The 19,417-nt window shown below is 55.2% G+C and carries 19 protein-coding genes, 1 tRNA gene and 1 pseudogene; 17 read left to right on the forward strand and 4 right to left on the reverse strand.

The genetic code is table 11. The annotated features are described in order from the left end of the window. Nucleotides 1-167 precede the first annotated feature (167 nt). Nucleotides 168-563 (forward strand): hypothetical protein, encoded by a 396-nt coding sequence (locus AC2FHW_RS13915; protein ID WP_142637846.1) that lies wholly within the window; start codon nucleotides 168-170, stop codon nucleotides 561-563. Nucleotides 564-666: 103 nt separating this feature from the next. On the opposite strand, the gene AC2FHW_RS13920 is transcribed toward AC2FHW_RS13915, so the two are convergent. Together AC2FHW_RS13920 and AC2FHW_RS13925 are read right to left on the reverse strand one after the other, a co-directional pair. Next, nucleotides 667-1,614, reverse strand: coding sequence for a DMT family transporter (locus tag AC2FHW_RS13920; RefSeq protein WP_334223312.1), 948 nt, complete (start codon nucleotides 1,612-1,614; stop codon nucleotides 667-669). A gap of 160 nt (nucleotides 1,615-1,774) precedes the next feature. Further along, nucleotides 1,775-2,031, reverse strand: a pseudogene (locus AC2FHW_RS13925) (site-specific integrase); the annotation flags it as partial. A 143-nt stretch (nucleotides 2,032-2,174) separates the two neighbouring features. Here AC2FHW_RS13925 and ehuR point away from each other — a divergent pair. From ehuR to AC2FHW_RS13990, 13 genes are all read left to right on the forward strand, one after another. Beyond that, a complete protein-coding gene (gene ehuR, locus AC2FHW_RS13930) occupies nucleotides 2,175-3,569 on the forward strand; it encodes a MocR-like ectoine utilization transcription factor EhuR (RefSeq protein ID WP_142637850.1) in 1,395 nt (464 codons plus the stop codon). Between the two features lie 95 nt (nucleotides 3,570-3,664). Then, nucleotides 3,665-4,684, forward strand: coding sequence for a TRAP transporter substrate-binding protein DctP (dctP, locus tag AC2FHW_RS13935; protein ID WP_271950046.1), 1,020 nt, complete (start codon nucleotides 3,665-3,667; stop codon nucleotides 4,682-4,684). 138 nt (nucleotides 4,685-4,822) lie between these two features. After that, the gene (locus AC2FHW_RS13940; protein WP_496689997.1) at nucleotides 4,823-5,395 is read left to right on the forward strand and encodes a TRAP transporter small permease; all 573 of its coding nucleotides are present in this window, start codon (nucleotides 4,823-4,825) and stop codon (nucleotides 5,393-5,395) included. A 2-nt stretch (nucleotides 5,396-5,397) separates the two neighbouring features. After that, on the forward strand, nucleotides 5,398-6,684 hold the full coding sequence (locus AC2FHW_RS13945; RefSeq protein ID WP_271950050.1) for a TRAP transporter large permease: 1,287 nt from the start codon (nucleotides 5,398-5,400) through the stop codon (nucleotides 6,682-6,684). Nucleotides 6,685-6,696: 12 nt separating this feature from the next. After that, entirely contained in the window at nucleotides 6,697-7,134 is a 438-nt protein-coding gene (locus AC2FHW_RS13950; RefSeq protein WP_142637858.1) for a universal stress protein, read from the forward strand. A gap of 8 nt (nucleotides 7,135-7,142) precedes the next feature. Beyond that, nucleotides 7,143-7,907, forward strand: coding sequence for an ectoine utilization protein EutA (eutA, locus tag AC2FHW_RS13955; RefSeq protein WP_271950052.1), 765 nt, complete (start codon nucleotides 7,143-7,145; stop codon nucleotides 7,905-7,907). Between the two features lie 20 nt (nucleotides 7,908-7,927). After that, the gene (gene eutB, locus AC2FHW_RS13960) at nucleotides 7,928-8,917 is read left to right on the forward strand and encodes a hydroxyectoine utilization dehydratase EutB (RefSeq protein WP_496822084.1); all 990 of its coding nucleotides are present in this window, start codon (nucleotides 7,928-7,930) and stop codon (nucleotides 8,915-8,917) included. A 1-nt stretch (nucleotide 8,918) separates the two neighbouring features. After that, nucleotides 8,919-9,911, forward strand: a complete 993-nt coding sequence (gene eutC / locus AC2FHW_RS13965; RefSeq protein ID WP_271950056.1) for an ectoine utilization protein EutC — start codon at nucleotides 8,919-8,921, stop codon at nucleotides 9,909-9,911. A gap of 15 nt (nucleotides 9,912-9,926) precedes the next feature. Next, nucleotides 9,927-11,114: an ectoine hydrolase DoeA gene (doeA, locus tag AC2FHW_RS13970; RefSeq protein WP_271950057.1), complete on the forward strand. Its 1,188-nt coding sequence runs from the start codon at nucleotides 9,927-9,929 to the stop codon at nucleotides 11,112-11,114. A 3-nt stretch (nucleotides 11,115-11,117) separates the two neighbouring features. Continuing rightward, complete coding sequence (gene doeB / locus AC2FHW_RS13975) at nucleotides 11,118-12,110, forward strand: N(2)-acetyl-L-2,4-diaminobutanoate deacetylase DoeB (RefSeq protein ID WP_271950059.1); 993 nt, start codon at nucleotides 11,118-11,120, stop codon at nucleotides 12,108-12,110. A 23-nt stretch (nucleotides 12,111-12,133) separates the two neighbouring features. Next, a complete protein-coding gene (locus AC2FHW_RS13980; RefSeq protein ID WP_271950061.1) occupies nucleotides 12,134-12,616 on the forward strand; it encodes an Lrp/AsnC family transcriptional regulator in 483 nt (160 codons plus the stop codon). Nucleotides 12,617-12,728: 112 nt separating this feature from the next. Next, entirely contained in the window at nucleotides 12,729-14,204 is a 1,476-nt protein-coding gene (locus AC2FHW_RS13985) for an NAD-dependent succinate-semialdehyde dehydrogenase (protein WP_496822086.1), read from the forward strand. Between the two features lie 11 nt (nucleotides 14,205-14,215). Further along, nucleotides 14,216-15,589: an aspartate aminotransferase family protein gene (locus tag AC2FHW_RS13990; RefSeq protein WP_496822088.1), complete on the forward strand. Its 1,374-nt coding sequence runs from the start codon at nucleotides 14,216-14,218 to the stop codon at nucleotides 15,587-15,589. 566 nt (nucleotides 15,590-16,155) lie between these two features. Here AC2FHW_RS13990 and AC2FHW_RS13995 read toward each other — a convergent pair. Together AC2FHW_RS13995 and AC2FHW_RS14000 are read right to left on the reverse strand one after the other, a co-directional pair. Beyond that, nucleotides 16,156-16,231, reverse strand: a tRNA-Ala gene (locus AC2FHW_RS13995). A 141-nt stretch (nucleotides 16,232-16,372) separates the two neighbouring features. Then, nucleotides 16,373-16,699 carry a TIGR02300 family protein gene (locus AC2FHW_RS14000; RefSeq protein WP_271950067.1) on the reverse strand — a complete coding sequence of 109 codons (327 nt, stop codon included), beginning with the start codon at nucleotides 16,697-16,699 and terminating at the stop codon, nucleotides 16,373-16,375. Nucleotides 16,700-16,799: 100 nt separating this feature from the next. Between AC2FHW_RS14000 and AC2FHW_RS14005 the strand changes: the two genes are divergently transcribed. The 3 genes from AC2FHW_RS14005 to AC2FHW_RS14015 all read left to right on the forward strand — a co-directional run bounded on the left by AC2FHW_RS14005 (nucleotide 16,800) and on the right by AC2FHW_RS14015 (nucleotide 19,415). Continuing rightward, entirely contained in the window at nucleotides 16,800-17,495 is a 696-nt protein-coding gene (locus AC2FHW_RS14005) for a M48 family metallopeptidase (protein WP_142637879.1), read from the forward strand. A 30-nt stretch (nucleotides 17,496-17,525) separates the two neighbouring features. Continuing rightward, a complete protein-coding gene (locus AC2FHW_RS14010) occupies nucleotides 17,526-18,173 on the forward strand; it encodes a GntR family transcriptional regulator (protein ID WP_271950069.1) in 648 nt (215 codons plus the stop codon). A 111-nt stretch (nucleotides 18,174-18,284) separates the two neighbouring features. Beyond that, nucleotides 18,285-19,415 carry a lytic murein transglycosylase gene (locus AC2FHW_RS14015; RefSeq protein WP_271950071.1) on the forward strand — a complete coding sequence of 377 codons (1,131 nt, stop codon included), beginning with the start codon at nucleotides 18,285-18,287 and terminating at the stop codon, nucleotides 19,413-19,415. Nucleotides 19,416-19,417: the final 2 nt, after the last annotated feature.

Raw genomic sequence — 19,417 nt, forward strand, 5'->3', positions numbered from 1 at the left:
CACTGGAACCAGCCAAGTTCCAGCCGTGCGGTGCCAATAATTTGGGGCAACGTAGTGGTCTGAGGGTGCTGGTGTTTCTGCTTCTTTGACCCGCGTTCAGACGCGCTTATTGAGAACTTTGAACCAAAGATATATTTTGACCGGATTGCGAACGAAAAGGAAAGTTCATGATCAGAACTACTGCACTGGCGCTCCTAGCGCTCCTTTCGGCTACCTCGGCATTCGCAACTGTTGGGCTGTATTGCGAGGCCCCTGATGGATCAGGCGCTGTATTTGATGTCGGATTGGGAACTGTCCCTGGTCTCGCAGTCGTAAGCGCGACCATTCACGCAGACGGCAAACACTGGAGCCTTACTGAAGTCGATGGTGCGATACCAATCATCGTGGCACAGGGGGCCGATGTCGATATGCGTACTGTTATCGACTTTGCCGATCCCGAATACAGTCGGATCGTTGCCTCTGTTCGATTGATAACCGCTGTCGAAGGAGACGAATCCGTCACTGTAGGCACGCTCACGATTCCGGAAATCGGTGCCTTCCCGCTGGTTTGCGAAGGGCCGTAGCCGCCCGATGTTGTGCAATGTACCGGGGCTAACTCGGCGGAAGCGGTCATCCCAAATTCTGCTTTGCTCAAATGTCTGAAATGGGCCGCGAGAGAGAGTAGTTTTAGATTGGGGGTGCTGCACGTTCTGTGACCAATTGTCTGGCTACGACTCTTTCGCGATGAATCATGTACAGCCCTGCACTGATGATGATTGCAATACCAAGTAGGCTAAGCGTGTTCGGGAAGTCATTGAAGACAAGATAGCCGAACAGGGTCGCTACCGGCAGCTCAAAGTACTGCAAAGGCGCCAATGTGGCCGAAGGCGCGAACGAAAGCGCATAGGTCATCATCATGTGGCTCACCGTTGCAAAAAAACCAGCTCCCAAAAGCCACAACAAAGCGATGTCTGTCGGCCAAACAGGATCGAACAGCTCCGAACCAGAGCCTTGCGCAAATATTAAGATTGGAATGGAAAACAGGCTGGCAATCAGGCCAGTGTGGAATTGCAGAGCTACGGGATGCATCCGACGCGACAATCCTCGCGTCACAAGAATGTAGAAAGCGAAAGCAACTGCCGTACCAAGCGGAATTATTGCAACCGCGCCGAAGGCCGCGAAACTGGGCTGGATGACGAACATTACCCCAACAAACCCGACAAGAGCTGCCCCGACACGACGCGGACCTACGTCTTCACCAAGGTAAAACTTACCAACCAACAAGACAATGAACGGGGCCACAAACACGATCGCCAACGCATCGGCGAGTGGCATCACACGGATGGCAGCAATGAAGCAAAAAGTTGCGAACAGCAAAAGTAATGAGCGGAATGCGAGTACGATCAATTTGCCTCGCGCTACATGCAACGACAGCCCCATTATCCAGACGAACGGGGCCATCAACACGCACTGCACTACAAAGCGAGCAGCCGTAATCTGCCCAACTGGTACGCTAGCCGACGCGAGTTTTGCAGCTACGTCCAGCAAAGGAGCGGTGAGGCAAAATCCAAGCATCAGTGCAACTCCCGCAAGAATGCGATCCGTAGATTGAGGTATGGAATCAGCCGAGGACATCTCATCTTGTAGAAACGTCGCTAAACGCGTGTCTGTTCTCTATGCGACGCGGAGCAAAAATCCCTCAACTTGCGAGTTGGGGGTGGGTTCGAATTTGCGCTAACAACGAACATCAGGTTCGATGAGATGCGCAGCAGCAGATGGCCGGTTCAAAATTGGTCTACAAGCTCTTGATCTCGATTGCTGCTGCGATGGCAAAGGCGTCTTCAAGCTCGACGCTCAGATGCCGAACCGTGCTTACCATCTTTGCATGACCCAAGAGCAACTGAATCGCCCGAAGATTTCCTGTCTTTTCTTGTCGAACTGCGTGACTTTGGTTCGGCGCATTGAGGGAGTTCCGTAGGCGCTGGCCCCAAAGCCAATGGGCTTCATCCAGTCCCGGACAATCCGCGCATACTGGCGTGTTGAGATGTGTAGGAAAACCAAGTGATAGATCCGCGGTCACAGCAACTTCTTTCTTCCCAAGGGAGACACATACAAAAAGCTGTAATTCCGACCCCTGTGAAGCTCTTGGTGATTGATCTGCTTGTTCGCGAATTCGAATTGGTTACTATTGTCGCATGACAAATTGGAAACCATCCCGAGATACGCTGAGTTCACCGCTGCATACGAGCCTTGCCACGATGATTGCAGGCGCGATCGAAGACGGCAGTTTGTCACCGGGACAGAAATTACCAACACACCGGAAACTGGCCGATGACCTGAGGTTGAGCGTTAATACCGTCAGCAAAGCTTACGACATTCTGCGTCGCCAAAACCTGATCGATGGTCAGATTGGGCGTGGCAGCTATGTTGTCGACACTGACAAAACCGACGGACAGCCATTCAAGTTAGAGTCAGAACCTCGAAACTTGTTCGACATGTCGATTTCGCGCCCCTTGTTTAATGGCCTGCATGTTGAGGCGATGCAATCAACGCTGAGGACTTTGCATGCCGGGCTCGACCCGGCAATATATCTTTCTACACGCCCGAATGTAGGCCACGAAACTCACCGAAAAACGGGAGTCAAATGGCTTTCACATTGCGGCCTTGAGACAAATGCAGATTCAGTCCTCATGACGAACGGGGTAACGCATGGAATGTCGGCAGCAATGTCTGCGATATTGCGTCCTGGCGACGTCATTCTGTCAGATATGGTCACGCATCACCTCTTGGTTTCGAGTGTCGCATATTTCGGATACCGACATGTTGGCCTTGAAACTGATGAGCACGGAATCCTGCCCGATGCATTGGAAAGGGCGTGCGTTGATAAGTCTCCTAAAGCATTGTATTTATTACCATCTCTTGCCAACCCTAATGTACATATGATGCCAGAGGAACGTCGGCGCCAAATTGCTGCAATCGCCCGCAAACATAGGCTGCATATTATTGAAAACGATGCGTTTGGTCCGGTCGCAGCGGATCGCCAGCCGCCTGTTTCGATGTTCGCACCAGAACTGTCGGTCTACCTGACAACGTTCACCAAATGCACGGTCAGCGGGTTGCGTGCGGGTTATGCCGTTGCTCCGGACCATTTGCTTCCTGCATTGACAGCGAGACTGATCGTATTTGGTTGGATGGCAACGCCGCTGATCTGCGAACTTGCCTCACGCTGGGTGGAAGATGGCACAGCACAAGCGCTGGCGGATTGGCAGCGCGCAGAAATAGTCAAGCGGTATCACATAGCAACGCAAGAGCTTGCTGGTTTTAAATGGACGGGCCATCCGGCCAGTTTGCATCTTTGGTTGCAGCTCCCTCCAGATTGGGATTCCAACAGTTTTGTCGCCCATGCCCGCGAACTAAATGTTGCGGTGTCCCCCGAAAGCCCATTCCTTTCTCCCAAGGCTACCCCAACAAATGCAGTGCGCATTTCGGTGGGAAGCATTCGCGAAATCGAACGTTTTCGCCAAGCTCTGAAGCTTCTGGCCGGTTTACTTTTGCGCCCACGCGAGCCTTTGCCGCAATTCGCTTATTAGAATGTAGCGCAACAATATAATAATTGACTCGCAGTACAATCTTCGGGATGTGGTGGAACATCACTAACAAAGAAGGTGATATCTGGGAGGATATGATGACCAAGACTGCACGTTTTGCCCTGCGCGTCTGCGCACCCCTTGCTGCTGCATTGCTAACCTCAACTGCCGCTTATGCGGACAATTGGCGCTATGCGATGGAAGAGGGGCTGACAGATCCGCAAGGCCTGTACGCCACCAAGTTCAAAGAGGAAATCGAAGCCAACTCGGATCACACAGTCCAGATTTATCCTGTGGGTACGCTTGGTGAATCGGCCGACGCCATGGAGCAGGCCCAGGCTGGATTGCTGCAGTTCATTGATCAATCTCCAGGTTTCACCGGTGCATTGATCCCAGAGGCCGAAGCCTTTCTGGTGCCATATATCCAGCCGACGGACCCTCAAGTCGTGCGCAAGTTTTTCAAAGAAGGCGTCGCTGTAAACGAGATGTTCCACGACATCTATCGCGAACAGGGACTGGAATTGTTGTCGGTGTTCCCGGAAGGTGAAATGGTGGTCACCACAATGGAGGAATTTCGGACACCTGCCGATTTGGAAGGTATGAAAATTCGGACCATGACCTCACCATTGCTTTTGGAGACTTACACGGCCTTTGGCGCTTCCCCGATTGCTATGCCTTGGGGCGAGCTGATCGGCGGACTGAAAACTAAAATGGTTGACGGGCAAGAAAACCCGGCAATTTGGATCGAGGCCTATGATCTGGATAACCTGACTAATGTGATGACCTATACCGGACATGGTCAGTACACGACTGCTGTGATGGCAAATGCAGAGTTTTACGACGCGCTAAGCGATGCGGACAAAGAACTTGTTCAGAATGCGTCGCAAGTCGCACTCGATTATATTCTTGATGTTGCCGTCGAACTGGATGCAACCGGTCTGGCAAAAATTCAGGAGAGCAATCCGGGCTACACAATAAACCGGCTAACCGAGGAAGAGCGTGCACCCTTTAAAGAACGTGCAAAAGCGGTCGAAGCAGCCTTTGTCGAAAGAGCGGGCGAACGCGGCGCTGCCATCCTCGAGCAAATGAAGAAGGATCTAGCGGCTGCGCAGCAGTAGCGCTTTGCCACAGGCATCCATCACGTTTGCGATGTGTTCATCTGAAAAATCGGTGCAGGCCCAGAACCATAGTTCGGGCCTGCAATTTGGAAATAGTAGACCGGCGATCAGCCTATATTGCGAATGTTCGGGGGGAATATGAGCGAAACGACGAAGAAAAAGTCGGGCCTTGCCGGAATTGTTGATGGCATTGACAAGGGGATCGCTGCGCTTGAGCGGGTGATCATGGCCACAGGCGTCATTCTGATGGCAGTCAACACCATCGCAAATGTCATCAGCCGGTTTGTTTTCAACCACTCCATTATATTCGCCGAAGAGTTGAACAGTATATTCATATTGTTGGTGACATTTGCTGGTATCGGCTACGCCGCGCGCCATGGTCGGCATATCCGCATGTCCGCCATCTCAGACGCGTTACCCGAACGGGTCAGAAAAATCTTGATGGTTGTAGTCACGGGAGTCACCGCTGTGCTGTTGCTGCTCTTGGCGTGGTACGCTGTGCAATACATCATCAGCATGTACGCCAAGGGGCGGGTCTATCCTGCCCTCGGATTCCCTGTTTATCTCAGCTACCTCTGGGTGCCGATTGGGCTGTTTGTGACCGGGGTTCAATACGCGCTCACTTTCATCAAAAACCTTCAGGAACCTGAAATCTATCTGTCAACTGATCTGCGAGAAGCAGATGCGCGGGAACTGGAAGTGGAGCTTTAACCATGGCACTCTTGATGTTTTCCGCAATGGTTGTCCTGCTGCTTATGGGGTTTCCGATGATGGTTCCCCTCATTGCCGGCGCGTTCATCGGCGTGATCGAGCTGTTTGGCACAATCGACAAAACCGAGTTTATGATTCAGCAAATGTTGGGTGGCATCCGGCCCTCTTCACTGATCGCCGTTCCTATGTTCATTCTGGCAGCGGATATCATGACACGTGGCCAGTCCGCAGGGCGGCTGATTGATATGGTCATGGCCTTTGTTCGCCATGTTCGAGGGGGGTTGGCCGTCAGTACAGCTGCGGCTTGCGCATTGTTCGGTGCCGTGTCCGGGTCCACCCAAGCCACGGTCGTTGCGGTGGGAACGCCACTCAGGCCCCGAATGCTGAAAGGTGGCTACAAGGATTCTTTCATTTTGGCCCTGATCGTCAACTCAAGTGACATCGCGTTCCTGATCCCGCCCAGTATTGGGATGATCATCTACGGTGTAGTTGCCAAGGCCTCCATCCCTGAACTGTTCATCGCGGGCATCGGGCCCGGATTGTTAATCCTGTTCATGTTCTCTGTCTACAGTATGATCTACGCCAAATTAAATGACGTCCCCACTGAACCGGCCGCCACATGGTGCGAACGCGCGGCAGCGGTGAAACGGGCCTTGTGGCCGCTGGGTTTCCCGGTTCTGATCATCGGCGGCATCTTCTTCGGCGTTTTCAGCCCGACCGAAGCCGCAGCAATCAGCGTGGCCTATGCGGTGTTGCTGGAAGTCTTCATTTTCAAAACAATGAAAATCACCGGCCTATACCAGGTCGCCCTGTCAACGGGCATGGTAACGGCGGTAGTTTTTATTTTGGTGGGGGCAGGTGCTGCCTTTGCCTGGGTTCTGTCATTCGCGCAGATACCGCAACAGATTTTGGGCGCTCTTGGCATTGATGAAATGGGGCAGATCGGCGTCCTGTTCACAATCGCGATTGCGTTCTTCATCGGCTGTATGTTCGTGGATCCCATCGTGGTCATCTTGATCTTTGTTCCGATCTTTGCGCCCGTGGTCGAGAAAACCGGACTGGACCCAATTCTGGTCGGCACTTTGATCACATTGCAGGCCGCCATCGGCTCGGCCACCCCGCCGTTCGGATGCGATATCTTCACGGCGGTAGCGGTATTCAAACGTCCCTATCTGGAAGTAATCAGAGGAACGCCGCCTTTCGTGATCATGCTTTTGAGTGTCTCGGTCTTGATGATCTTCTTCCCGCAGGTGGCACTGTTTTTGCGCGACATCGCATTTAACAAATAAAAGGAGCGACAAATGTTCAAATCAATACTCGCTGCTTTTGACGGGTCTGAAGGATCAGAGGCCGCCCTTCGCAAAGCCGCTGAATTGGCTAGGTTGTGTGATGCGGAAATGCTGGTACTGACGCTCTACCGTCATCATTCGATACTGGAAGGATCGATGTATGTCATCGATGCAGAAAAGCCTGATGATATTGACGGGATCATGCGCGATCACGCAAAGGAAACTGCTGAACGCGGCGCGTCCATTGCGCACGAGGCAGGGTGCGAGAACATCCGGGCCTTTGTCAAAGGCGGGCCAACGGCGCGAACTATCGTCAGCTTTTCCAAAGAACATGAGAATGACCTGATCGTCATGGGCAGCCGAGGATTGGGATCGATTGAGGGTTATTTGCTGGGCAGCGTCTCTCACAAGGTGACCAGCCTTGCGCAATGCCCGGTTCTGGTGGTGTGAGGATGGCAATGGCTTTGGATATACAATCTTCGACTTCGTCTGTGGCTCTCGCGCTGGATGCTCGCCCTGTCACACATCGTATCGGGCTGGTCGCGCTGGCCACGGATCATACGACGGAAACTGACTTCGCACGCATTCTGCAAGGGCATGATGTGGGCGTATATGTAAACCGGATCGGGTTTGAAAACCCAACCACACATGAAAGCCTTTTGAAGACAGGGCCGCTGCTGACCGATGCCGCAGCAGAGATTCTGCCTGGCGAGGCGCTAGATGTATTGGTCTATGGATGCACGGCAGCTTCGGTAGTTTTGGGGAACGACAGAGTGGCCGAGCACATGAACAGCGCAAAGCCGGGCACGCCTTGCGTCACACCCAGCTCGGCAGCCTTTGATGCATTTGAGGCTTTGGGGGTAAAAAAAGTAAGCGTTCTTACGCCCTATACGCAGGATGTGACGGATTCTCTGGTCACCTATTTCTCGCAACACGGCCTCGACGTGGTGAACGCTGTTTGCTTTGGATTGTCCGATGATCGCGACATGGCGCGCGTCTCAATGGACAGCATTATCGAAGGTGGTGTTGCTGCGTGCGATCCCGATGCTGATGCGCTTTTTATTTCCTGTACGGCGGTGCGTGCCGCCCCATGTGTCGCACAATTGGAGGCCCGGCTTGGCAAACCGGTTGTTACCTCCAATCAGGCGATGGTTTGGCGCTGCATGAGGCATCTTGGGATTACTTCGAATTATCCCGCGGGCGGTATGTTGTTCAGTAAATAGGAAGAAAGTCAGGACAAGAGATGAGCTCTGAAATCACACTTCAGGATAGTTTTGCTGCGCGCGCGCGGATCGCACAGTCGATCCGGGTTACACCGACGATGTCTTCAGACGTGCTGAGCAAAACCACGGGCAGTGATATTCGCCTCAAGCTGGAGCAAGGCCAGATCACCGGTAGTTTCAAGCTGCGCGGGGCATCCAATGCTGTGTTGTCACTTAGCGATGCGCAGCGCGCCAAAGGTGTGGTGGGAGTATCGACGGGCAATCACGGGCGCGGTTTGGCCTATGCGGCAAAGCAGGCCGGGGTGCGGTGCATCATCTGCATGTCCGAGCTGGTTCCACAAAACAAAGTGGATGGGATCAAGGCGCAGGGCGCAGAGGTGCGCATTGTCGGGCGTTCTCAGGATGACGCACAGGTAGAAGTTGACAGGCTGGTCGCCGATGGGATGGTCATGCTTCCCCCGTTTGATCATCGCGATATCATTGCCGGGCAAAGCACCGTTGCACTGGAAATGCTGGAACAATCCCCGGATCTTGAAACGGTTCTGGTGCCGCTGTCGGGCGGCGGGCTGATTTCCGGCGTCGGCATGGTGATGAAGGCGGTTAATCCGCAGGTCCGCGTTATCGGAATTTCGATGGAGCGCGGGGCGGCTATGTATGAAAGCCAGAAGGCGGGGAAACCGGTTCTGGTCGAAGAACTGTCGACACTGGCCGACTCGCTGGGCGGTGGGGTTGGATTGGACAACCAGCACACTTTTGCCATGACTCGTGCCTTTGTTGATGATCTGATTCTTGTGACCGAGACCGAGATTGCTGCTGCCATCCGTCACGCCTATTGGCAGGAACGTCAGATCATTGAAGGGTCCGGCAGTGTCGGCATTGCCGCGCTTTTGGCGGGAAAAATCAAAGACCCAGGTCGGTGCGTCGCGCTGATCTCGGGGCAAAACATCGACATGCAGCTGCATCACCGGATCATTTCCGGCGAAGATGTAGATGTGACGCCGGAGGGCTAAAATGGCGCAGATTAAAATTCTGACAGAAACCGAATTGCGCGATCTGGTGCCGCTCGATATCGATGCAGTGGGCTGCATCGAACAGGGTTTTTCGACACTGGCCGGGGGCAAAGTGGTCATGCCGCCAATCATGACACTGATGGTTCCAGATCATAACGGTGAGGTATGTGTAAAGTCAGCCTATGTCCCCGGCATAGACAGCTTTGCCATGAAGATGAGTCCTGGCTTTTTCGATAATCCCAAGCTGGGCCTGCCCAGCACATCAGGCTTGATGGTGCTATTCTCAAGCACCACTGGCGTTCTGGAAGCTTTGCTTCTGGATAATGGTTATCTCACGGATGTGCGCACCGCCGCTGCGGGAGCGGTATCTGCGCGCCACCTTGCGCGCGCGGATGCGACACGCGCGTGTATCATCGGTGCTGGTGTGCAGGCGAAGCTACAACTCAAGGCGCTGACCCTTGTGCGCGGCATCGAAAGCGCTGTGATCTGGGCGCGGGATGCGGCCAAGGCCGAAACATTGGCTTCCAGCCTTCGCGAAGAACTTGGGGTCGACGTCACGGCCAGCACTGATAGGGCGGGTGCCGTGTCCTCGGCAGATATCATTGTCACGACAACCCCTTCGGACATTCCGCTGATCAAAGCGGACTGGCTGCAACCGGGGCAGCTTGTCATTGCGATGGGTTCGGATCAGGAACACAAGGTCGAGCTTGACCCGGGTTGTCTTGCCAAGGCAACGCTCTATGTGCCCGACAGCCAAGCCCAATGCGCCCTCAAAGGCGAGCTGCGCAGCGCCATTGCGGTGGGCATTTTCCCGGCTGATGGCAGGTTTGCTGAACTGGGTGATATCACCTCCGACAAGGCGCCGGGGCGACAATCCGACAGTGACATCATTATTGCTGACCTGACAGGTACGGGTGTCCAGGATACCGCCATTGCCACGCTTGCTCGCCAGCGCGCGGAAAACTCAGGCAAAGGCACCACGTTTTCAAGCTAACAACGGATTAATTCTATGCCAGAATCAAAACTCCACTTCTCACGCGATGAGTTCAGCCAGCGCATTGCAAAAACCCGCGCCGCCATGGCCGAACGTGGGCTTGACCTTCTGATCGTGACGGACCCTTCGAACATGAACTGGTTGACCGGCTATGACGGTTGGTCTTTTTACGTGCATCAATGCGTAGTGCTGAGTCTCACTGGCGAGCCGGTCTGGTACGGCCGTGGACAAGATGCCAATGGCGCGCTTCGCACCTGCTTTATGGATCCCGCCAATATCATCGGTTACCCGGACCATTATGTACAATCCACCGAACGTCACCCGATGGATTACCTGTCGGCACAGCTGGCCGATCGTAAGCTGGATAAGGGCCATATCGGCGTTGAGATGGACAACTACTGGTTCACAGCTGCGGCCTTTGCCGCGCTACAGCACCACATGCCAAATGCCAAATTTTCCGATGCGACTGCGTTGGTCAACTGGCAGCGCGCGGTAAAATCTGAAACCGAGCTGGAATACATGCGCCAAGCAGGCCGCATTGTGGGCCGTATGCATGAACGTATCTTTGAAAAGGTCGAGCCGGGCATCCGCAAATGCGATCTGGTGGCCGAAATCTATGATGCGGCCTTACGCTATGACGCACAGATCGGTGCGGGCGGAGACTATCCCGCTCTGGTGCCACTTTTGCCCTCAGGCGCGGATGCCTCAGCCCCGCATTTGACATGGGACGATCAGCCAATGAAATCCGGCGAAGGTACGTTTTTCGAGATCGCAGGTGTCGTCAAACGGTACCACTGCCCGCTGTCGCGCACGGTCTTCCTTGGAAAGCCCACGCAAACATTCCTCGACGCTGAAAAGGCTGTGCTTGAGGGCATGGAGGCCGGGCTGGAGGCTGCAAAAGAGGGCAACCTCTGTGAGGATGTCGCTATTGCCTTCTTCAGCGTGCTAAAGAAATACGGGATCACCAAAGATAACCGCACCGGTTACCCGATCGGTGTCAGCTACCCGCCTGACTGGGGCGAACGGACCTTCTCGCTTCGTCCCGGCGACAAGACGGTTCTGCAGGAGAACATGACCCTGCACTTCATGACCGGCCTCTGGATGGAGGATTGGGGTTTTGAGATTACTGAAAGCATCCGCATCACCAGGACCGGCCATGAGTGCCTGGCCAACGTGCCCCGCAAAATGGTTGTGAAGGATTGAGTAGTGACACCCAACCCAATTTCCCCGACGATCCCGCTGGATAGCGATGGTATCCACCACGGTTTCCTACGGCTGCCTTACAGCCGGGATGACAGTGCTTGGGGGTCAATTATGATCCCGCTAACGGTTATCAAAAACGGAGATGGGCCTACGGCTTTGCTGACCGGCGCCAACCATGGCGATGAATATGAAGGGCCCGTGGCGTTGCAAGAACTGACGGTTAAGCTAAAGCCCGAGGACATCACCGGACGCGTGATCATCGTGCCTGCCTTCAATTATCCCGCTTTTCGCGCCGGGTTACGCACGTCCCCCATCGACAAAGGCAATATGAACCGTGCCTTTCCGGGCCGGCCAGATGGCACCCCAACCGAAAAGATTGCCGACTATTTCCAGCGCGTTCTTTTGCCAATGGCCGATATTGCGGTGGATTTTCACTCGGGCGGAAAAACGCTGGATTTCGTGCCCTTCGCGGCGGCCCATATCCTTGAAAATAAAGCCAATGAAGCGGCCTGTTTCGCCGCGATGGCCGCCTTTAACGCCCCCTATTCGGTGCAGCTACTGGAGATCGACAATGTCGGAATGTACGACACCGCGGTCGAAGATATGGGTAAGGTTCTGGTTTCAACAGAATTGGGCGGTGGTGGCTCTGCAACAGCCAAGTCGATTGCTGTTGCAAAAAAGGGCCTGCGCAATGTGCTGATCCACGCAGGAATCCTGAAGGGCGAGATGCAGATTGATCCAACCGTGCGCCTGGATATGCCCGATGGTAACTGCTTCGTGTTCTCGGAAAACGATGGCCTCTACGAGCCGATGGTTGATCTTGGTGAACAGGTCAGCCAAGGCGATGTTGTGGCCCGCGTTTGGCCGGTTGATCGCACCGGGATTGCCCCGATTGAATACCGCGCCAAAGTTACGGGCCTTTTGATCAGTCGCCACTTTCCCGGTCTTATCAAAGCGGGCGATTGCGCGGCGGTGATCGGGTTGAAAGTTGGATAACTTTATTCCCCGGAGGTGAGACCATGCGGCTCGACGCCCGCGATCTGGATATTCTACGGGTGCTTTCAACCGAGGGGCGCATCACAAAAACGGCTTTGGCCGACCGCGTTGGCCTGTCGCCCACCCCCTGCTGGGAGCGGCTGAAAAAGTTGGAAAAAGCCGGGTTGATCAAGCGATATAGAGCCGAGATCAACCTGCGCAAACTTGGGCCACATGTAACTGTCTTTGTTGCGGCTGAACTGTCCGATCATACCGCTGCCAGCTTTCAGGCTTTTGAGGCCGCAATGCAACGCTATGAAGAAGTGTTGGCCTGCTGGGCGCTTGGCGGAGGATTTGATTACATCCTGCAAATAGTGACGCGCGATATCGATGCCTATCAACGCCTGATTGATGAAATGCTCAATGCTGACATAGGTCTGGAAAAATATTTTACCTATATTGTCACCAAACCAGTGAAGGGGCAGGGCGTTCCGCCGATTTCCCTTATTGCTGGATGGCAGGAGTAACCCTCTGCCTGAGAGATGATTTACAGCAGAATACTCTGCTTTGGACCCGAAATTTGGTCTCATCCTTCGCCTGAAATACCCGAGGTTGTCTGGCAACAAGGGAGAGGCATCCATGAAAAACACCGCACTTTCTGCGCGCGATGATATTGCTGACAAATCTTTGGTGCGCAGTTTTTCCTATGTGAATGGTAAATGGTGTGCAGCTTCGTCGGGTTACACCATCCGCGTCACCGATCCGGCAACTGGCGATGTTATCGGTGAGGCCGCCAGCCTTTCGGCAGAGGAATCCTCTGCCGCCGTGGATGCGGCACAAGCTGCCTTTCCGACCTGGTCTGGCCTCTTGCCACAAGACCGATCCGCCATTCTGCGCCGTTGGTTCGACCTGATGCTGCACCACAAAGAAGATCTGGCACGGATCATGGTACTGGAACAGGGCAAGCCTCTGTCCGAGGCGCGCGGTGAAATTGATTATGCTGCGTCTTTTGTAGAATTCTACGCCGAAGAGGCCAAGCGACCCAATGTTGAAGGCGTCACCAGCCATCTGCCCGATGCCGAGGTTGAGGTTTGGCTAGAGCCGGTCGGGGTGGTGGCAATGATCACACCGTGGAATTTCCCTGCTGCCATGCTGACCCGCAAAGCAGCAGCAGCCATGGCCGTGGGATGTACGGTTGTGGCTCACCCCTCAAGTGAAACCCCGTTTTCGGCCCTCGCGTTGGCTGAACTGGCGGAAAAGGCGGGTATTCCGGCGGGCGTGTTCAACGTGGTCACCGGCCAGGCCTCGACCGTGGTCGAACCTTGGACGAAAGACACCCGTGTTCGGGCACTCTCGTTCACAGGCTCCACCGAAATCGGACGGTTACTTTACCGTCAGTCCGCCGACACAGTGAAAAAACTTGTAATGGAACTAGGCGGGCATGCACCGGTGATTGTGTTCAAAGGGGCCGATCTTGAAATTGCGGTTTCTGAAACGATCAAGGCCAAATTCGCCACATCCGGGCAGGACTGTCTTGGCGCCAATCGGATATTTGTGGAGCGCTCAATTTACGACGCATTCTGCTCGCAGTTCACCGAAGCGACCCGCAGGCTGTCCCTTGGCATCGGTATGGACGACCCCGACATCGGCCCTCTGATGAATGAAAAGGCGGTTCAAAAGCAGGAAGAACATGTCGCCGATGCGCTGGCCAAGGGGGCCAAACTGGCGTGCGGAGGTGCAAGGGATCCTCTCGGCCCGCTGTTTTATCAGCCCACGGTTCTGACCGACGTGACTGCCGATGCCGTGGTTATGTCAGAGGAAACATTTGGCCCTGTGGCGGCCATTGCGCCCTTTGATACCGAAGAAGAGGTGATCGCCCGGGCCAATGACACCGAATACGGTTTGGTTGCGTATCTGCACAGCCATGACCCACGCCGTATTTACCGCGTATCTCGTGCATTGCAATTTGGCATGGTGGCGGTGAATCGCACCAAGGTCACCGGCGCGCCGATCCCCTTTGGCGGCACCAAACAATCCGGTCTGGGCCGTGAGGGGGCAAGACGGGGAATGGAAGAGTTTACCGAAATCAAATATGTCTGCCGCGACTGGGCATGAGGAGTGAAAAGATGCTGAAGAACGATCAACTTGACCAATGGGACCGCGAGAACTTTTTCCATCCCTCCACTCATCTGGCCCAGCACGCGCGGGGCGAAACAGCGACCCGTGTGATCAAAACCGCAAGCGGGGTCCATATCGAAGACCGTGATGGTACCAAATTGCTGGACGCCTTTGCAGGACTTTATTGCGTGAATGTGGGCTATGGCCGTCAGGAAATTGCCGAAGCGATTGCGGATCAAGCCCGCGAGTTGGCCTATTATCATTCCTACGTGGGCCACGGCACAGAAGCCTCCATCACCCTGTCCAAGATGATCCTTGATCGCGCGCCTTCGAACATGTCCAAGGTCTATTTCGGCCTGGGCGGTTCAGATGCAAATGAGACCAACGTCAAATTAATATGGTATTACAACAATATCCTGGGCCGCCCCGAAAAGAAAAAGATCATCTCGCGCTGGCGAGGGTATCATGGCTCGGGCCTTGTCACCGGGTCGCTGACTGGGCTGGAACTATTCCACAAAAAGTTCGATCTGCCGCTCACGCAGGTGGTTCATACCGAAGCGCCCTATTATTTCCGCCGCGATAATCTGGACCAAAGCGAAGCCGAATTCGTCGCGCATTGCGTGACTGAACTGGAGGCGCTGATTGAACGTGAAGGCGCTGATACAATCGCCGCGTTTATTGGCGAGCCGGTGTTGGGAACCGGCGGTATCGTGCCCCCGCCGGAAGGCTACTGGGCCGCCATCCAGACCGTATTGCGCAAGCATGACATCCTGTTGGTTGCCGATGAGGTTGTGACCGGGTTTGGCCGCCTGGGCAGCATGTTCGGCTCTGAGCATTACGGCTTGGAATCCGATATCATCACCATCGCCAAAGGCCTCACCTCGGCCTACGCGCCGCTGTCAGGTTCGATTGTTTCGGAAAAAGTGTGGAAGGTGCTGGAACAGGGCACAGATGAAAACGGCGCCATCGGCCACGGCTGGACCTATTCGGCACACCCGATCGGGGCCGCGGCCGGTGTGGCAAACCTCAAATTGATTGATGATCTGAACCTGATCGAAAACGCAGGCAACGTCGGCGCTTATCTGAAACAGTCGATGAAGGATGCACTGTCAGCACACGCCAATGTCGGCGATGTGCGCGGCGAAGGAATGTTGTGCGCGGTCGAGTTCGTGAAGGATAAAGATAGCCGCACCTTCTTTGACTCCGCGGACAAGATTGGCCCGCAAGTCTCAGCCGCTCTTTTGGCACAGGATAAGGTCATCGCACGCGCTATGCCGCAAGGCGACATCTTGGGCTTCGCGCCACCGTTTTGCCTGAGTCGTGAAGAAGCTGATACCGTCGTCGCCGCAACTCTGCGCGCGGTTAAAGCAGTATTGGGCTAGGGGATGTCTGTCTCGCCCACCCTTGGCTGAGTGGATAGTGGTCGACATTACCGCATCAAACTCCGGGGTGGGCACAGCACTCGATTGAGACCGCTTTGATTTGGCAATATTGCCTGGATCAGGCCGCAATTCCAAGATTCCTTACTATACGGCCCAATCCGGTCAAAGCGGCCAAGATTGAAACTTGAAACAAGCACACGTCACAATTGTCGCAATGTGCTACAGACCAGATATTATCAATCATGGGTGGAGCGGCGGAAAAGTCCGCAACGTGTGGGTTGTCATTCCTGTAGCCAGACAGACGATGAAGCAGGAAGAGCTCAAGCGGAAGTTGGAAGATTTCGAAGTTCCGCATAGGAATTTTGAAGAGATGTTCGAACCGGTCGCCGAAATTCTGTCAAAATCTTGGAAAGTAAGGAAAAAAAGCGACTATAGGGGCAAGAGAGTGCTGCTTAGAATGCTATTTGTTCAGAAGGGAAGTTACTCTTCCAAATCGGATCTTCGAACCGGTGAATTATCTTTTCCATTCAGATTCTTAAGTGACGCAAAATATCTGAAAGAGGTTTTGGTGGAGCCTAGGGGAGTCGAACCCCTGACCTCTTGCATGCCATGCAAGCGCTCTCCCAACTGAGCTAAGGCCCCATACAGGTACTGCAGAAGCAGTGGGCGGACGTTTATGAGACAGTGGCGCTAAGCGCAAGTCCAAAAACAGGCGTCGCCGTTAAAATTTTGCAACCAGATTGCAAATGGCGCGAGGCGGCGCGAGGCCGCCTCTGACCGTGATCAGCTATCGTCCTCTGCTGGAATGTCAGTGATGTCGTCCAGCGGAACTTCATCACTGCTGTCATCATCGTCATCCAGCAGATCATCATCCAGATCGACTTCGACATCGTCGTCGTCATCCAGAACCAGTTCTTCCTCAGGCGCGTTTTCGCGCGCCTTGGCCGATGCGGCATCTTCTGCATCTGCTGCGATCATCCGGCTTTTACCGGTTTCGAGTTCCACGATCTCGCCGGTATAAGGGCTAACGATCGGGTCTTTGTTCAGGTCATAAAACCGTTTACCGGTGGTCGGGCAAACGCGCTTTACACCCCATTCTTCCTTGGGCATGTCCAATCCCCTTGATATCAGGTGAGTCGTATCGACGATTCAGGTCAGGTGCCACAAGCAGCGGGCACTGTCAAAGCCTTTGAGCAGGAGAAACAGACCTATGGGAGATCACGCACTGCCAGGATCGCCTCCGGTGCCGCTGACATTGCGCAAATCGGCGCGGGCACGGCGGATCAGTCTGCGTATATCCCAGTTGGACGGGCGTGTTACACTGACCTATCCAAATGGCGTTGCTGAATCCGATGCGTTGAACTTTGCCCGCCAAAAAGAAAGCTGGATTCGGCAGCACCTGAGTGATCGGCCAGACCCCTCGGTGGTTCAATTTGGGCAGCATATTCCTGTTGAGGGCACCCAACGGCGCATTGTCCGGGCAACGGGCCGACGCGTTCTGTTGCAGGCGGATCAGATTTCAGTACCTGAAGGCGCTGAAGCGCGACGTTTGGCGCGCTTTTTGAAAGAACTGGCACGCGACCGGCTGACCGGCGCATGTGATGACTACGCAGCGATGTTGGGTAGGGCTTATGCCAGCATCTCTATTCGGGATACCCGATCGCGCTGGGGATCATGCAGTTCTGAGGGTGGATTGATGTTTTCCTGGCGGCTGATTCTCGCTCCACCAGACGTCCTGCATTATGTTGCCGCACATGAGGTGGCGCATCTGGCCGAGATGAACCATTCCCCAGCCTTTTGGGCCCAGGTCGAGCGGTTATTCGGAGATTACAAAGAACAGCGGCGCTGGCTGCGCGACAACGGGGCGCAGTTGCATCAGTTCAGATTTGACGCGCCTGCGAGTTGACCTGTGCGGTGTTTGTGATCACATAGAGACATGTTGAACACACGCCCCTCGGAAACGCAGACCGCAACGCATGACCGGGTGTACCGGGCCCTGCGATCCCGCATCATGCATGGCGACATCGCCCCCGGTCAGGCACTGACCTTAAGGGGAATTGGGAAAGAGTTTGGTGTCTCGATGACTCCGGCCCGCGAGGCGGTGCGTCGGCTTGCGGCTGAAGGGGCGCTGTTTCTGTCGTCCTCGGGCCGCGTCTCGACGCCCGAGCTGACCAATGACCGGATCGAAGAGCTTGCTGCGCTGCGGGCCTTGCTTGAGGTCGAGCTGGCCAGCCGGGCATTGCCCCGTGCGCATATTGCCCTGATTGACCGATTGCAGAGCATCAACATGACGGTAGCCGAGATGGTCACCAAACGTGATGCCGTTGGATATATTCGCACCAATTTGGAGTTTCACCGAACTCTGTATCTGCGGGCGCAGGCCCCAGCGATGCTGGCGATTGCCGAAACCGTATGGTTGCAGCTTGGGCCGACGATGCGCGCGCTTTATGGGCGGCTGCGGCGAACGGAACCACCGCATCACCACAAGCTGATAATTGCGGCGCTAAAGGCCGGGGATGAGCCGGGTCTGCGCCTTGCGGTTCGCTCGGATGTTACACAGGGCCTGCGGATGCTGGTCAGCTAAGCGGCTTGTTGCCGAAGCTGCCGAAATCGCCCGGTTCGGTATCGCTGTTCTGGCCCCGGCGATTTCTCTGCGCTAGGCTGTGAGAAATCACAATAAGAGCAGTTTTCAACCATGATTGATCGACGGTTATTTTCCCTTGGGCTGGGCTCCGGCTTGTTGGTTGCCTGTACGGACAGCGTGCCTTCTTCTTCGGCGCCGGCCGCGCGCATGCAACCGGTTCGGAACGCGGGCTGGGACGCCTGGGTGGCGGGCTTCAAAAGCCGCGCGGCCGCACAGGGGATTTCGCAAAGCACAATTAACCGCGCCTTCCAGGGCGCCGGATATCTGCCCGGAGTGATCGAGCGGGACCGAAATCAGGTCGAGTTCAAGAGGTCGCTTGAAGACTACCTGGCGATTGCAACCTCGGATGAACGGATCGCGACCGGCAAGCAAATGCTGGTGCGTCATGCGGGAACGCTGTCTCAGATCGAGGCGCAGTACGGCGTGGACAAAGAAGTTGTCGTGGCAATTTGGGGGCTTGAAAGCCGTTATGGTGCGCGGCGTGGGGATGTGCCTGTTGTATCGGCCCTGTCGACGCTGGCCTATGACGGTCGGCGCGGGCAGTTCTTTGAGAGCCAACTGATGGCAGCGATGAAGATTCTGCAGAACGGCGACACGACGCCTGCCAACATGACAGGCAGTTGGGCTGGTGCTATGGGGCACACGCAGTTCATCCCGACCTCTTATCTGGCCTATGCGGTGGATTTCACCGGCGATGGACGGCGCGATATCTGGTCCGACGATCCAACGGATTCGCTGGCATCAACGGCGGCTTATCTGGCGCGTTCCGGTTGGGTGCGTGGACAGCCCTGGGGCGGTGAGGCCGGGGCGGTCTCAGGCACTCCGGTTGCCGTGCTGCAACCCCAGGTGCCGGGGCCCCGCATCGCCGTGTTCCGCAATTTTCAGGTGATTAAACGGTACAATAACTCGGACAGCTACGCGATCGGGGTAGGGCATCTATCAGACCGGATTGCCGGAGGCGCGCCGTTCCAGGCCTCTTTCGGACCGGATGCGACTGGTCTGACGCTTGAAGATCGCAAAGAGCTGCAGCGCCGCCTGACATCCGCCGGGTACGACACCGAAGGAGCAGATGGTGTAGTCGGTAAAAACACGACATCCGCGATTTTTGCGTACCAGCGGGCCAATGGGTTGCCCGCGACCGGAGAGCCCTCAGTTGCGCTGCTGAGGCGGTTGGGGGGCTGAGG

The organism is Ruegeria sp. YTSA108, assembly GCF_059610185.1.

What these genes read in the sequence shown, in the direction of transcription:
- AC2FHW_RS14010 (WP_271950069.1), top strand. Translation starts at nt 17,526, where the DNA reads ATGTTGAACACACGCCCCTCGGAAACGCAGACCGCAACGCATGACCGG.
- dctP (WP_271950046.1), top strand. Translation starts at nt 3,665, where the DNA reads ATGACCAAGACTGCACGTTTTGCCCTGCGCGTCTGCGCACCCCTTGCT.
- AC2FHW_RS13920 (WP_334223312.1), bottom strand. Translation starts at nt 1,614, where the DNA reads ATGTCCTCGGCTGATTCCATACCTCAATCTACGGATCGCATTCTTGCG.
- eutB (WP_496822084.1), top strand. Translation starts at nt 7,928, where the DNA reads ATGAGCTCTGAAATCACACTTCAGGATAGTTTTGCTGCGCGCGCGCGG.
- AC2FHW_RS13945 (WP_271950050.1), top strand. Translation starts at nt 5,398, where the DNA reads ATGGCACTCTTGATGTTTTCCGCAATGGTTGTCCTGCTGCTTATGGGG.
- AC2FHW_RS14000 (WP_271950067.1), bottom strand. Translation starts at nt 16,699, where the DNA reads ATGCCCAAGGAAGAATGGGGTGTAAAGCGCGTTTGCCCGACCACCGGT.
- AC2FHW_RS13985 (WP_496822086.1), top strand. Translation starts at nt 12,729, where the DNA reads ATGAAAAACACCGCACTTTCTGCGCGCGATGATATTGCTGACAAATCT.
- AC2FHW_RS14005 (WP_142637879.1), top strand. Translation starts at nt 16,800, where the DNA reads ATGGGAGATCACGCACTGCCAGGATCGCCTCCGGTGCCGCTGACATTG.
- AC2FHW_RS14015 (WP_271950071.1), top strand. Translation starts at nt 18,285, where the DNA reads ATGATTGATCGACGGTTATTTTCCCTTGGGCTGGGCTCCGGCTTGTTG.
- doeA (WP_271950057.1), top strand. Translation starts at nt 9,927, where the DNA reads ATGCCAGAATCAAAACTCCACTTCTCACGCGATGAGTTCAGCCAGCGC.
- ehuR (WP_142637850.1), top strand. Translation starts at nt 2,175, where the DNA reads ATGACAAATTGGAAACCATCCCGAGATACGCTGAGTTCACCGCTGCAT.
- AC2FHW_RS13990 (WP_496822088.1), top strand. Translation starts at nt 14,216, where the DNA reads ATGCTGAAGAACGATCAACTTGACCAATGGGACCGCGAGAACTTTTTC.
- eutC (WP_271950056.1), top strand. Translation starts at nt 8,919, where the DNA reads ATGGCGCAGATTAAAATTCTGACAGAAACCGAATTGCGCGATCTGGTG.
- AC2FHW_RS13940 (WP_496689997.1), top strand. Translation starts at nt 4,823, where the DNA reads ATGAGCGAAACGACGAAGAAAAAGTCGGGCCTTGCCGGAATTGTTGAT.
- AC2FHW_RS13950 (WP_142637858.1), top strand. Translation starts at nt 6,697, where the DNA reads ATGTTCAAATCAATACTCGCTGCTTTTGACGGGTCTGAAGGATCAGAG.
- AC2FHW_RS13915 (WP_142637846.1), top strand. Translation starts at nt 168, where the DNA reads ATGATCAGAACTACTGCACTGGCGCTCCTAGCGCTCCTTTCGGCTACC.
- eutA (WP_271950052.1), top strand. Translation starts at nt 7,143, where the DNA reads ATGGCTTTGGATATACAATCTTCGACTTCGTCTGTGGCTCTCGCGCTG.
- AC2FHW_RS13980 (WP_271950061.1), top strand. Translation starts at nt 12,134, where the DNA reads ATGCGGCTCGACGCCCGCGATCTGGATATTCTACGGGTGCTTTCAACC.